10 protein-coding genes are annotated in these 14,092 nt (G+C 59.7%); 6 read left to right on the top strand and 4 right to left on the bottom strand.

All coding sequences use genetic code 11. The features are described from left to right. Positions 1-8: 8 nt before the first annotated feature. A complete protein-coding gene (locus JTJ32_RS07320; RefSeq protein ID WP_004879583.1) occupies positions 9-923 on the bottom strand; it encodes a LysR family transcriptional regulator in 915 nt (304 codons plus the stop codon). A gap of 318 nt (positions 924-1,241) precedes the next feature. Here JTJ32_RS07320 and JTJ32_RS07315 point away from each other — a divergent pair, with 318 nt between their 5' ends. The 5 genes from JTJ32_RS07315 to pgm all read left to right on the top strand — a co-directional run bounded on the left by JTJ32_RS07315 (position 1,242) and on the right by pgm (position 10,143). Further along, on the top strand, positions 1,242-2,264 hold the full coding sequence (locus JTJ32_RS07315; RefSeq protein WP_184322617.1) for a zinc-dependent alcohol dehydrogenase family protein: 1,023 nt from the start codon (positions 1,242-1,244) through the stop codon (positions 2,262-2,264). Positions 2,265-2,957: 693 nt separating this feature from the next. Then, positions 2,958-4,460 (top strand): hypothetical protein, encoded by a 1,503-nt coding sequence (locus JTJ32_RS07310; protein ID WP_210041601.1) that lies wholly within the window; start codon positions 2,958-2,960, stop codon positions 4,458-4,460. Between the two features lie 94 nt (positions 4,461-4,554). Then, the gene (locus tag JTJ32_RS07305; protein ID WP_210041600.1) at positions 4,555-5,967 is read left to right on the top strand and encodes an aminotransferase class I/II-fold pyridoxal phosphate-dependent enzyme; all 1,413 of its coding nucleotides are present in this window, start codon (positions 4,555-4,557) and stop codon (positions 5,965-5,967) included. Positions 5,968-6,132: 165 nt separating this feature from the next. Continuing rightward, positions 6,133-8,388 carry an ATP-dependent DNA helicase gene (locus JTJ32_RS07300; RefSeq protein ID WP_210041836.1) on the top strand — a complete coding sequence of 752 codons (2,256 nt, stop codon included), beginning with the start codon at positions 6,133-6,135 and terminating at the stop codon, positions 8,386-8,388. A gap of 108 nt (positions 8,389-8,496) precedes the next feature. After that, positions 8,497-10,143: a phosphoglucomutase (alpha-D-glucose-1,6-bisphosphate-dependent) gene (pgm, locus tag JTJ32_RS07295; protein WP_210041598.1), complete on the top strand. Its 1,647-nt coding sequence runs from the start codon at positions 8,497-8,499 to the stop codon at positions 10,141-10,143. Between the two features lie 55 nt (positions 10,144-10,198). Here pgm and JTJ32_RS07290 read toward each other — a convergent pair whose 3' ends face one another. Continuing rightward, complete coding sequence (locus JTJ32_RS07290) at positions 10,199-10,474, bottom strand: peptidylprolyl isomerase (RefSeq protein ID WP_004879573.1); 276 nt, start codon at positions 10,472-10,474, stop codon at positions 10,199-10,201. Between the two features lie 111 nt (positions 10,475-10,585). On the opposite strand from JTJ32_RS07290, the gene JTJ32_RS07285 reads away from it, so the two are divergent. Beyond that, positions 10,586-11,752 carry a PilT/PilU family type 4a pilus ATPase gene (locus JTJ32_RS07285; protein ID WP_210041596.1) on the top strand — a complete coding sequence of 389 codons (1,167 nt, stop codon included), beginning with the start codon at positions 10,586-10,588 and terminating at the stop codon, positions 11,750-11,752. Between the two features lie 12 nt (positions 11,753-11,764). Here the strand turns inward: JTJ32_RS07285 and JTJ32_RS07280 are convergent, their stop codons facing one another. Then, complete coding sequence (locus tag JTJ32_RS07280) at positions 11,765-12,523, bottom strand: 3-hydroxybutyrate dehydrogenase (RefSeq protein WP_099227723.1); 759 nt, start codon at positions 12,521-12,523, stop codon at positions 11,765-11,767. A gap of 10 nt (positions 12,524-12,533) precedes the next feature. Further along, positions 12,534-13,925 carry a GntP family permease gene (locus JTJ32_RS07275; RefSeq protein WP_210041594.1) on the bottom strand — a complete coding sequence of 464 codons (1,392 nt, stop codon included), beginning with the start codon at positions 13,923-13,925 and terminating at the stop codon, positions 12,534-12,536. Positions 13,926-14,092: the final 167 nt, after the last annotated feature.

The following is a 14,092-nucleotide window of genomic DNA, read 5'->3' as shown; positions in this document are numbered from 1 at the left end:
GATGAAACCTAGAGACTGTCAGGGTCGCCAAAGAACATCTGAATCCGCGACCTCAACCACCGCTCCCCTGGATCATTGTCCTGCGCGCCACGCCACGCCATGTGCAATTCAAAGGTACGCGTTTCAATCGGCAGTTCTTCAGCCCGCACGCCGCCCGCCGCAGTCAGCACTTGGGCGGCGTAGTCCGGGACGGTGGCGATGATGTCGGTGCCGGTCAGCAGTGTCGCCAGGCCATTGAATTGCGGGACGGCGAGGACGACGTGGCGTTTGCGGTCCAGTTGCTCGAGGTGTTCGTCGATGAATCCGCTCAGGTCGCCTGCGAAGGACACGAGGGCGTGGGGGCGGGCGCAGAAGTCGTCGAGGCTCAGTGGGCCGGGGATCGAGTCGGCGCGCAGCAGTTGCGGCTTGCTGCGGCGCAGGACCTTGCGCTTGGCGTTGGCGGGCAGGTCCTGGGTGTAGCTGACGCCGACCGAGATTTCGCCCGATGCCAGCAGTGGCGGCATCAGGATGTAATTGACCCGTCGGATGACCAGCACGATGCCCGGCGCTTCCGAACGCAGACGTTTGAGCAAGGTTGGCAGCAGGGCGAATTCGACGTCGTCGGACAGGCCGATACGAAAAACCGAGGTGCTGGTGGCCGGGTCGAACTCCGACGCGCGGCTGACGGCCGTGGAGATGGAGTCCAGCGCCGGGGAGAGCAGGCCGAAGATCTCGGTGGCGCGTGCGGTCGGCTCCATGCTGCGGCCGGTGCGTACGAACAGTGGGTCGTCGAACAGCCCGCGCAGCCTTGAGAGGGCGGCGCTGATCGCCGGTTGGCCGAGGAACAGTTTCTCCGCAGCGCGTGTGACGCTTCTTTCATGCATCAGGGTTTCAAAGACGATGAGCAGATTGAGGTCGACGCGACGCAGGTCGTTGCGATTCATACGAAGGGTCTCGGGCCATTTGTCGAATGGAAGCGGGGGCAGGGTGCGATAGTACGAGCAAACGTCGATTTCACGAATCAAAAATTAACAGAAAGATCATTGACCTGCGTTAAATGCCCACATGGGTTGCAATGTTTCGTCGACATGCGAACAATGGCGGCCATCTTCGAATCGCCGCACAAGCGTTGTCTGGCAAGCTGTGCAGCCTTTCAGGGACAATCGATGACAGGCATGTCGACTATTAATAGCCACTGATAGTGTTACCGGCAATGCCCGGATAGAGTTTGTGGCATCAAGGTTTACGAGGCGAGGTTCTCAATGTCCCGCATGATCCGTTTTAACCAGTTTGGCCCGGCCGAGGTGCTCAAGATCGAAGAGCACCCCGACGCGTTGCCTGCACCCGGTGAGGTGCAAGTGCGCGTCCAGGCGATCGGTGTCAGCTGGTATGACGTTCTCTGGCGACAAAATCTGGCTTCCACCCATGCCCGGCTTCCGGCTGGTCTGGGATACGAAATGGCAGGTGTGGTGACCGCGTTGGGCGAGGGGGTCGATGACCTGAGCATTGGCGAAAAGGTCGCCAGCTTCCCCGCAGCGGACGCCAATGAGCATCCGGTGTACGGCGAGTCGATTGTGCTGCCGCGCAAGGCGCTGGTCCGTTATCCGGATGTGCTGACGCCGGTTCAGGCCAGCGTGCACTACACACCGTATCTGGTGGCTTACTTTGCCTATGTCGATCTGGCGCGGGTCAAGGCCGGTCAGTATGTGCTGGTGACCGACGCCAGCCATTGCGCCGGACCGTCATTCGTTCAGATGGGCAAGGCGCTGGGCGTGCGTGTCATCGCCGCCACCAAGACCGAAGACGCCCGCGAGTATCTACTGTCGCTGGGCGCCGACAAGGTGGTGGTCACCGAAGAACAGGACCTGTTGATGGCGATCAACAAGTACACCGATAACCGTGGCGTCGATGCGGTCTTCGATGGTTTGGGTGGGCCACAGATGTCGTTGATGGGGGATGTGCTGGCACCGCGAGGCAGTCTGGTGCTCTATGGTCTGCAAGGTGGCAATCAGACGCCATTTCCGGCCTGCGCTGCATTCCAGAAGAACATTCAGTTCTACGTTCACTGCCTGGGCAATTTTACCGGCAAGCCGGAACTGGGCATCACTCAGGACGAAGAAGCGCTGAAGCGGGCGCTGCGTGACCTCAACCAACTGACCGCTGACCGCGTGTTGGCGCCATTGCAGACGCGCAGCTTCCCGTTCGAGCAAGTGGTACAGGCGCACCGTTACATGGACACCTGCCCGATCGGTGGGCGAGCAGTGCTGGAGATCGCGTCTGACTGAGGTCTGCGCAAGGTAGAAGCCAGAGGTTGCACCGAACTGAAAGCCTTCCCAGTGGAAGGCTTTTTTGTATCCGGGCGCACATGATGTTCTTGCCGACAATGACGGACATGAGTGTAGAGAGCATGCCTTGTCTTCGACATTAAAGTAATTGCCGAATGGAAAAATAAAGTACGAGCAACGGCAATAGTCTGCGGGTCGTCAAATAATGTCGGTAAGGTGTGCTGTTCCGGATCATGGCTGAACGCATTGCGTCTGGCGTATGAATGTTGAATATTGAATGGCCGCCAGCATGATTATTTATGTTTAATCAGTCCTTCAGAACGTCTGTCTTTTAACTAATATTTCCTACGGCTCATAAGTATTTGGCTGTATGTATCGCTGTCGGATTGTCGGCGAAGTGCCCGTGTTCATGGGGTGGGGCCTTCCGCGTGATCAGTTGTCGGGTTGCCGGGTCCACATGGATAAACTGCTCTGGCAATAAACACTTTGTTTAACAGCTAAACCGCTCATCGTTAACTGCACTGTTTTCCGCCCGGATCTGTGCCTTGTAATTGTTTCAGGGATACTGATAATAGTTGGGTAATTATTACTCAGGGAATGAGTCATGGTCGATTTCAGATGTGTTGGACAGCCTGATGTTGAATGCCATATGCGCAGGGTGCCTTGCCGGAATAAACAGGCAGGGGGAACACGATGAGTGTGATTCACGAACAGGCAATGAACTATGTGTACCAGCAAGTGCTGCAACGTTTGCTGGGTTATTTCTCGCGCGCCGAACGCACGGCCTTGCAACTGTTGATCCAGCGCTTGATTGTGGCTGCCGGTGGCATAGAGCGAATTTCTTCGTTCAAGGTGCTGGTCGCTTTTGGCGGTGGCAAGGACAGTGCCTACACGCTGGCGTTTGTCCGGGCTGCCCAACTGAGTATTGCCTGCCGCGCGCCAGGGACGTTCAACCTGCGTGTGGCCAACCGGCGTCATGCAGGCATGACCCCGGCGGTCATGGACAATATCGACAGAAGCTACGGCGCACTGTTTCTTTACGATGATCCGCGGGTCGAGATGCTGGTGTTCGATAACCAGTACGTCCAGCCCTTTGAGCCGGATCTGCCGTTTTCCAGCGCGGGGCGTGAACAGAATCGCTCCGACATGTTGTTGGCCGGTCACCTCTCGGCGGGCGATGCGCGCACCACGTTCTGCAACAGTTGCTACCTGGGGCTGGCCGAGTTTCTGGGGCGGGCGTCGTGCTGGGGCAAGGGCGTGGATGCGCTGGTCAGCGGCGATTCTCGAAAGGAGCAGAAACAGTACATCACCTGGATCATGCGTCTGGCGCAAGGCACAGGGCAGGGTGTCGGTCGCTGGAAGAGCCAGAGCGCCAACAGCGTGCTCAGGACGCTGGATCATGTCGGCGAGGCGTTTTATCAAGAGCTGTATGGCGACGAAGAGGGGCCGAACCGGGTTGCCCGCCCTGTCGGTTCTGCCTTCAGGCCGAGCGCGCCGGCGCTGATCGGCATTGCTGATCTGGTGAGTTGCAATGCCGACGAGCACTGGACTCTGCTGACGGAATTTCTGGGCTTTCGATTCGACGACCTGGCTTTCAGTTTCAGTGAGTCCGATTGTGCCAATCCACTGTTGATGGCGCACATGCGCGGGCTTGCCACGCAGTTTCTGCAGGACCGCAGCTACGCCGACGGGATCGCCGAATACCTGACGATGGCAAAATCCCTGATGCGCGCGAAGCAGATGCCTGCGCGTCTTATCGAGCAGGCCTTGAGTGCCTACGAGGGCGATGAGCGTATCGAAGCGCGTCGTCATCTGGCTGCCAGTTTCGCTCAGGAAGGCTATGGCCTGAATGAAACGCAACTGATCTGCCTGCTGTTCTCTCCCTTTGTGCACGAAGGGCGTGGCCTGGAAGCTTTTCTGCGGCGCTGCCATCCCGGAATGCTGATTGCGCTTCCTGACCTGCACAAGGTGCTGGCTGGTGCCACAGCGCCTGATCAGTTGCTTCATTGGTTGATGGACATCAGCGGTCTCACGATCGAGGGGCTGCGCAGTCTGTACACCCGGCAACGGGTGGACTTCAACGACGATGGTTCGATCATCGCCCGAATTCGCGCCGCCGACCCGGACAAGCGCCGGATACTGACGATTGATCCGGCCACCGGTGAATCCGTGGTGCAGATCCTTTCCGGGCGTTAAGCCTGCGTTGCAGCCCCGACCATGCCGACTTCGGTATCGGTCGGGTCGCGGCTGCCTGGAATCTCTTATTGGCTGAGCGCCAGGTAATTCTTGGATGAAAAACAAAACGGATTTCGCCTATCAGGCGGTCTACCGCTATCTATTGCGCCTGGTCAACGAGGCGCAGGACACATCACCGGCCAAACTGCCCTCGCTGCGTCAGTTGGCCAAGCGTCTCAAGGTGTCCATCTCGACGGTGCAAAGTGCCTACTCGATGCTGGAAAAAGAACAGCGGGTCTGCTCGGTGCCCAAATCAGGCTATTACTCGATACCGAGCGACAGCAGCGAGGGTGATCATGCAGAAAGAGACAACGACAGCCCGCTTCTGGACCTGTACTGCCGAAGCGCGCGCCGTCCGGGAGTGCACCTGCTGGGCAGTGACGAGCCGAGCGCAGCCAGGGAATCAAGCTGTCCGCTGCTGATCATGGAGCGGGAGCTGGCGCGGCTGTATCCTCGTTCCGGCGGCGCGGGATTTCAGCCGTTCGGTGATGTTGAGCTACGCGCAGCGCTTGCGGCCCGCTATACACGCGATGCCGGGCAGGGCTGGTACGCCGACAACGTCTATATAGGGCCGGACCTGCCGGGCATGCTCAAGGCCGTGATCGAGACCCTGGAGTTGCGCGGTACAACTGTTCTGGTCGAGTCTCCGTGTCCGTGGACGTTGTTGCGGCTTCTGCAGGCGTTCGACATGCGTGTCATCGAAATCCCGCTGGACGAGCGCGCAGGCATTGATCTGGACGAGCTTGAACGGGCACTGCTGAGCGAGCGGATCAGCCTGGCGCTGCTGTCATCGCTGCTCAACCCGGTCCGGGGCAGCATTCGCTCTGACGACAATACAAGCGCTGCGGCCCTGTTACTGAACCGCCACAAGGTCTGGGTCCTGGAGAATGACAGCCACGGCGAGTTGCTGTTTGCGCGTCAGGCTAACCGTCTGCGTGATCTGATCGACCCGCAGCACTTGCTGATTCTGGGATCCTTCGCCAAAACGCTGGGACCGGAAGCACCGTATGGCTACCTGTTGTGCCAGGTGCAGGAGCGGGACTGGCAGCGCTATTTCATGCTGCGCTCATTCGAGCTGCCGCCGATTCGTCAAAAGGCAATCGCCAGGCTGTACACGAGTGGACGTCTGGACACGTACCTGGCTTCGTTGCGTTTGGCATTAAGCGAACGTATGCGGCAGACAACCGGCTGGCTGGATCTGCATCTGGCGCGAGCGCTGCGCTATGAAATACCGGCAGGCGGCAGCGGCGTCTGGGCAGAGACCCGGTCTGCGGTCGACATGCGAAAGGTCTTCACGGCGCTCCTGGAGCAGCGGGTGCTCATCACACCTGGCGAGCTGTTCAGCATAGGGGGACTGCATCGACAGCATTTGCGTATTGGCTGTGCCGTCAACGATGAATCCGAGTCGGTGTTCATCGCCCTTAATGCAGCGTTAGAGCAGGCAAGTGGCGCTTATGTGGCCAAGTGATTGCCCGTCGATCCATTTGTGTTTGCCAGCGCCGCCGCCAGGCTGTTAACTGGACGCCTGTCCAGTATTTATCATCAATGGCTTTTCCTCGCAGTGACTTCTACCCCTACCGCCCGCGCTGAACCTGTGTCCGTCCTCGACCGCCTGCCCACGCAACGGTATACGGTGGCCGTGAGGGCGTTATGCGAGTTCACCGCCAAGGTGGGCGACCTCGACCTGCGCTTCACGCCATCGCCCACGGCTCAGGAAGGTATCGCGGGGCATCGCACGGTTGCTTCACGGCGAGGTGCCGACTATCAGGCCGAACTGAGCCTTGCGGGTGACTACCATGAGCTGACTGTCAGGGGCAGGGCGGATGGCTACGACCCGGTCCGCAATCAGCTTGACGAAGTGAAAACCTATCGCGGCGAGCTCGACGCCTTGCCTGCCAACCACCGTCAGTTGCATTGGGCTCAAGTGAAAGTCTACGGCTGGCTGCTCTGCCAGCAACTCGATCTGCAGGACGTCACGCTGGCACTGGTGTATTTCAACATCGTCAGCGAGCAGGAAACGCTGATTGTCGAGCCGTTCAGTGCCGAGGCGCTGCGAGCATTTTTCGAACAGCAGTGCGCGCTGTTTCTGAACTGGGCGCGTCAGGAGCTGGCTCACACTCAACGGCTGCATCAGTCACTGGGCACGCTGGCCTTCCCTCATGCAGCGTTTCGTACGGGGCAGCGAACGCTGGCGGAGTCGGTCTATAAGGCTGTGAGCACCGGCCGTTGCCTGATGGCACAAGCCCCGACTGGCATCGGCAAGACCATTGGTACGCTGTTTCCGCTGCTCAAGGCGATGCCGGTCCAGACGCTCGACAAGGTATTCTTTCTGACCGCCAAGACGCCGGGTCGCAGGTTGGCGCTTGATGCCTTGCAGGTGATCGGCAAAAGCGCACCGACGCTCGGGTTACGAGTGCTGGAGCTGGTGGCGCGGGACAAGGCCTGCGAGCACCCGGACAAAGCCTGTAATGGCGACTCCTGTCCGCTTGCGAAGGGCTTTTATGACCGCCTGCCTGCTGCGCGGTCTGCTGCCGTGCAATCGCTCTGGCTGGATCAGGCCGGTGTGCGCGACGTTGCGTTGCAGCATCAGGTCTGTCCGTATTACCTGAGTCAGGAGCTGGCGCGCTGGGCCGACGTTGTCGTCGGCGACTACAACTATTACTTCGACTTGAGCGCGCTGCTGTTCGGCCTGGGCCAGTTGAATCAGTGGCGCGTCGCGACGCTGGTAGACGAAGCACACAACATGGTCGAGCGTGCGCGGCAGATGTACAGCGCCAGCCTCGACCAAAGTACGATCAAGACATTGATCCACACGGCGCCTGAGTCAGTGAAGAAAGCCTTGCAGCGTGTGAGTCGGCAGTGGACCGCGCTGCACAAGGAGCAGGCGGGCGTTTATCAGGCCTATACACAACTGCCGGAAAAATTTCTCAACAGCCTCAACCTCTGCATTTCAACCATCGGCGATCATTTCAACGAGCATCCACACGCGGTGGACGTTGCGTTGCAAGGTTTCTATCTGGAAGCCATCGGGTTTGTGCGCATCGCGGAGCTGTTCGATGAGCACTTCCTGTTCGACATTGCCAAGCGGGATGTCGGCAGCAAGGGCAGCCTGTCGCGTCTGAGTCTGCGCAATGTGGTGCCGGCGCGCTTTATTCAGCCGCGGCTGATGGCAGCACGCAGTACTGTGCTGTTCTCCGCCACGCTCAACCCCAGTCACTACTATCGCGATCTGCTGGGCCTGCCTGCCGGCACCGTGTGGATCGATGTGGAGTCGCCGTTCCACCATGAGCAACTGGAGGTGCGCATTGTCAGCCGAATCTCCACGCGCTATACCCATCGGCAGGCATCGCTGGCACCTATTGTCGAATTGATGGCGGAGCAGTTTCAGACTCGGCCGGGCAATTACCTGGCGTTCTTCAGCAGTTTCGATTACCTGCAACAGGTCGCCGAATTGATGGCGCGTACTCATCCGCATATCACCTTGTGGCAGCAGGCCAGGGGAATGGGAGAGAGCGAGCGTCACGCCTTTCTCGAACGTTTCACCCTGAGCAGCCAGGGCATCGGTTTTGCGGTGCTCGGCGGAGCTTTCGGCGAAGGGATCGATTTACCGGGTGCCCGGCTGATCGGTGCTTTCATCGCCACGCTTGGCCTGCCGCAGCTCAATCCCGTCAATGAACAGTTCAAGCAGCGCATGGCGGCCTTGTTTGGCGCTGGCTACGATTACACCTACCTGTATCCCGGCGTGCAGAAAGTCATACAGGCGGCGGGACGGGTCATTCGCAGCCAGAGTGATCGCGGGGTGGTGATGCTCATCGACGACCGCTTTGCCGAACGCAAGGTGACGCAGTTGTTTCCTGCCTGGTGGCGTCCAGTCGGGTCAACGACTTAAGGATCGATATTCAAGCATCGCTGTCGAACTGCCAGTAAACTGCCGCATCGCTCGCGGTCCGTTCGGTTTTTCCTGTCCGAATTTTCCTTTTTTATCCACGGAGGTTGTATGAGTCTCAGTCCTTTCGCCGGCAAGCTGGCACCTGCGCAGTTACTGGTCGATATCCCGAGACTGGTCACGGCTTACTACACCGGCCAGCCCGATGCTTCGGTCGCCACCCAGCGTGTCTCGTTCGGCACCTCCGGGCATCGCGGCACCTCGTTCGAACTGAGCTTCAACGAATGGCACGTTCTGGCCATCAGCCAGGCCATCTGCCTGTACCGTCAGGCCAAGGGCATCGACGGCCCGCTGTTCCTGGGGGCCGATACTCACGCGCTGTCCACGCCTGCCGCGGCCTCCGCGCTTGAAGTGCTGGCGGCCAACGGTGTGCAGGTGATGATCTCCCAGGGCGACGAGTACACGCCGACACCTGCCGTGTCCCACGCGATCATTTGCTACAACCGCGGCCGTACCTCCGGCCTTGCTGACGGCATCGTCATCACGCCATCGCACAACCCGCCACAGAGCGGCGGCTTCAAGTACAACCCACCTAACGGCGGCCCGGCCGACAGCGACGTCACCAAGTGGATCGAAAACAAGGCCAACGAATTGTTGGCCGAGAAGGTTCTGGGCGTGTCGCGCATGAGCCACGAAAAGGCCCTGCGCGCCGACACCACGCATCGTCATGACTACGTCAATACGTACGTGGCAGACCTGAAAAATGTCATCGACATGGACGCGATTCGCGATGCAGGACTGCGCCTTGGCGTCGATCCGCTGGGCGGAGCTGGGGTCAACTACTGGACGGCGATCGGTGAGCATTACGGCCTGAACCTGGACGTGGTGAACAAGTTCGTCGACCCGACGTTCCGCTTCATGAGCGTCGACTGGGATGGTCAGATCCGTATGGACCCGTCGTCCAGTCACGCGATGCAGAGCCTGATCGGTCTCAAGGACCGCTATCAGGTCGCCTTTGCCTGCGACCCCGACCATGACCGCCACGGTATCGTGACCCCGACCGGCGGGTTGATGACGCCCAACAGTTACCTGGCGGTGTCCATCGACTATCTGTTTCAGAACCGTCCCGAGTGGCGCGCTGATGCTGCAGTCGGCAAGACCGTGGTCAGCAGCGGCATGATCGACCGTGTCGCTGCGCGTCTGGGTCGCCGCCTTTACGAAGTGCCGGTAGGTTTCAAGTACTTCGCTGACGGCCTGTTCGACGGTTCGCTGGGCTTTGGTGGCGAGGAAAGCGCTGGCGCTTCGTTCCTGCGTCGCGATGGTACGGTGTGGACCACCGACAAGGACGGTCTGATTCCAGCGTTGCTGGCGGCCGAAATCACTGCACGCACGGGACGTGATCCAAGCGAGCATTACCAGACCATGACCGAGCAGTTGGGCAAGCCGTATTCGACCCGTGTCGATGCCAGGGCCAACCCGCAGCAGAAGGCGTTGCTGAGCAAGCTGTCGCCGGAGCAGGTCACGTCCACCGAGCTGGCGGGCGAGTCGATCCAGAACGTGCTGAGCAACGCGCCGGGCAATGATCAGGCGTTTGGTGGCGTGAAAGTCATGACTGAAAACGGCTGGTTCGCGGCGCGCCCATCGGGTACCGAAGACATCTACAAGATCTACGCAGAAAGCTTCGTGGGCGAGGATCACCTGAAGCGTCTGGTCGAAGAAGCCCAGGTGCTGGTGGACAGCGCGATTTCTGCGAAGTAATCGCTGAGGTCGAATTGACGGCTCGCCTGCGTTTTGCGCAGGCGGGCCGTTTTCGTCAGTCCCTGTAAAAAACCTGCACCAGGTGGTAGCCGAACTTACTTTTGATCGGCCCGTGGACGGTGCGCAGCGGCTTCTTGAAAATCACCTGATCGATAGCCCCGACCATCTGTCCTGGCCGGACTTCGCCCAGATCGCCGCCGCGTTTGCCGGACGGGCAGCTAGAATGCTTTTTGGCCAACACGTCAAACGCCTCGCCCTTGGCGATTCGCTGCTTGAGCTGTTCGGCCTCTTCGGCAGTTTTCACCAGAATATGGCGGGCCTGTGCTTTCATGTCTCGATATCCAGCAACTGTAAAAGCCTGCCATTATGCCTGTCCTTGCCGCATCTGGCGCTCAGGCGACAGGCAAACGTTTTTCCACCCTGATTTCGTACGGTAGTGATTATGGATTTCCCGGCGTTGTTGAAGATTCTGGCCAGTCAGGACGGATCGGACCTCTATCTTTCCACTGGAGCGCCGCCCTGCGCCAAATTCAATGGCGTGCTCAAACCGCTCGGCACCGAAACTCTCAAGCCGGGCGAAGTGGCGAAGATTGCTCAGGGCCTGATGGACGAAGAGCAGAAACTGGAGTTTCTGCGAGAGCTGGAAATGAACCTCGCCGTCTCACTGGCCGGCATCGGGCGTTTCCGGATCAATATCTTCATGCAGCGCAATGAAGTGTCGATCGTCGCGCGTAACATCAAGCTGGACATCCCGCGCTTCGAAGACCTGTATCTGCCGCCGGTCCTGCTGGATGTGATCATGGAAAAGCACGGCCTTGTACTGTTCGTCGGTGCCACCGGCTCGGGTAAATCCACCTCGCTGGCGGCCTTGATCGACTATCGCAACCGTAACGCCAGCGGCCATATCATCACCATCGAAGACCCGGTCGAATTCATTCACCGGCACAAGAAATCCATCGTCAATCAGCGGGAAGTGGGCGTCGACACCCGCAGTTTCAGGGCGGCGCTGAAAAACACCCTGCGCCAGGCCCCGGATGTGATTCTGATCGGTGAGATTCGTGACCGCGAAACCATGGAGCACGCGCTGGCGTTCGCCGACACCGGGCACCTGGCGATTTCGACTCTGCACGCCAATAACGCCAACCAGGCGCTGGACCGAATCATCAATTTCTTCCCGGAAGAACGCCGTCCGCAACTGCTGCATGACCTGGGCAACAACCTCAAGGCGTTCGTGTCTCAGCGTCTGGTCAAAACCCCGGATGGCAAGCGCCGTGCAGCGGTGGAGGTGATGATGGGGACGCCGACCATTCGTGATCTGATCCAGCGCAACCAGTTGAACGAGCTCAAAGGGATCATGGAGAAGTCCGGCAGCCTCGGCATGCAGACCTTCGACACCGCGCTGTTCAACCTTGCGGTGGAGGGCGCTATCAGCGAAGAGGAAGCGCTGAAACATGCGGATTCGCAGAATAACGTAAGGCTGCGCCTCAAGCTGCACGGCGAAAATGGGGTGAACGCCTTGACGACAGCGCCTGCTGCACCGATCGGCGCGGCTAAACCGAGCATGGTCGAGTGGGGGCTGGTCGACGACGAGCCCCCGTCCCAGAACTGACGGGCAAGGCTGTCACTGGGCCAGCCAGCCGCCGTCAACGTTCCAGGCCGCACCGCGCACTTGAACGGCCGCATCGCTGCACAGGAAGAGCGCCAGTTCACCCAGTTGTTGCGGCGTGACGAAATCCAGCGACGGCTGCTTTTCCGCCAGCAGGTCGTATCGCGCCTGCTCGGTCCCCCCTCGCTTGTCGATCTGCTGCTGTACCAATGGCGTCAACACCCATCCAGGACAGATGGCGTTGCAGGTGATCTGGGTGGATGCGGTTTCCAGCGCCACAACCTTGGTCAGGCCGATCACGCCATGCTTGGCCGCCACGTACGCCGCCTTGCCGGTTGAACCGACCAGACCGTGTACTGAAGCGATGTTGATGATCCGCCCCCAGCCTTTTCTGCTCATGCCTGGCAGGCTGAGGCGCGTGGTGTGGAACACAGAGGACAGGTTGATGGCGAGGATCGAATCCCAGCGCTCGACCGGAAACTCCTCGACACTGCTGACGTGCTGAATACCTGCGTTATTGACCAGAATGTCGACGCCGCCGAACTCACGCTCGGCGTAGGCGATCATGTCCGCGATCTGCGCAGGATCACTCACATCGGCAGGATGGTGGCCGACCTTGCCGCCAGCCTGTTCGATCTGGCTGATCACCTCGGACGTGTCACCAAAGCCGTTGAGGATCACGTCGGCGCCCGCCTTGGCCAGTTCGAGCGCGATACCCAGACCAATGCCGCTGGTGGAGCCTGTCACCAGAGCGGTTTTGCTTTGCAGATTCATAATCGATTCCTTACACGATGCCAGTGGCATAGAACGTTGCGATGACGACGAATACCGCCAGCGTCTTGATCAATGTGATGCCGAAAATATCCTTGTAGGCCTCGCGGTGGGTCAGCCCCGTCACCGCCAGCAAAGTGATCACTGCGCCGTTGTGCGGGAGTGTGTCCATGCCGCCGCTGGCCATGGCGGCGACCCGGTGCAGAACCTCCAGCGGAATGTTCGCGGCGTTGGCGGCGGCGATGAACTCTTGCGACATGGCGGCCAGGGCAATGCTCATGCCGCCCGACGCGGAGCCCGTGATGCCGGCCAGCAGCGTCACGGTGATCGCCTCGTTGACCAGTGGGTTGGGGATGCTCTTGAGACCATTGGCCAGCACCAGAAACCCCGGCAGTGAGGCGATGACTGCGCCGAAGCCGTACTCGGAGGCGGTGTTCATGGCGGCCAGCAGTGCGCCGCTCACTGCGCTCTTGGTGCCTTCTGCGAGCCTGCTTCGAATGGCTCGGAAGCCGAAGATCAGCACCATCAGAATGCCCACCAGCAGCGCCGCTTCGACCGCCCAGATGGCCGTGACCTTGGCCACTTCGGTCTGCACGGGTGCCGCCATGCCTGGCAGCGCGAGGGTGTGGGTCTTGCCATACCACTGCGGAATCCACCAGGTGAACAGCAGGTTCATGATGCCCACGGCCACCAGCGGTGACAGGGCCAGCCAGGGATTGGGCAACTTGAGGTCAGGCGCAGTCTCGGGTTCGTTGCGCAATTGCGTGCCGTAGCCTTCGCCAGCATCTTGCGCCTTGTTGCGCTGGCGCTGCAGGTAGAGCATGCCTGCGCTGAACACGAAGATCGTGCCAATGAGCCCAAGCCAGGGGGCCGCCCATGCGGTCGTGTTGAAGAAGGCGGTCGGGATGATGTTTTGAATCTGCGGCGTGCCGGGCAGGGCGTCCATGGTGAACGAGAACGCGCCCAGCGCGATGGTGGCCGGAATGAGGCGTTTGGGGATATTGCTCTGCCTGAACATCTCCGCGGCGAATGGATAGACCGCAAACACCACCACGAACAGTGAAACGCCGCCGTAGGTCAGCAGCGCGCAGACCAGCACGATCACCAGCATGGCCTGGCGTGTGCCGAGCACACCGATGGCGGCCGCCACAATGGAGCGCGAGAACCCGGACAGCTCGATCAGCTTGCCAAACACTGCGCCCAGCAGAAAAACCGGGAAATACAGCTTGATGAAGCCGACCATCTTGTCCATGAACACCCCGGTGAAGGCCGGGGCCACCGCCGAGGGATCAGTCAGCAGCACAGCGCCCAGGGCCGCGATGGGGGCGAAAAGAATGACGCTGTAGCCGCGGTAGGCGGCAAGCATCAACAGCGCAAGCGCTGCCAGTGCGATGAGGACGCTCATCAGGTGTCTCCTGTTGTTATTGTTTTTAATGAAACCGGAACAGCTTCAGTCGACATAGCGGGTTTCGTGCCATGTGAGCAACGTATTGAAATGTATGGAAATTTTGAGTCGAACTGAAATGCAGGCAGGTTCTATGTCTACAAATCGAGACAGATAGACAGGCTTCA

Source organism: Pseudomonas alliivorans, from assembly GCF_017826695.1.
In the GTDB taxonomy this organism is placed as follows: Bacteria; Pseudomonadota; Gammaproteobacteria; order Pseudomonadales; family Pseudomonadaceae; genus Aquipseudomonas; species Aquipseudomonas alliivorans.
The sequence above is the reverse complement of the archived record's forward strand: the minus strand, read 5'-3'. Positions and strand labels throughout refer to the sequence as shown.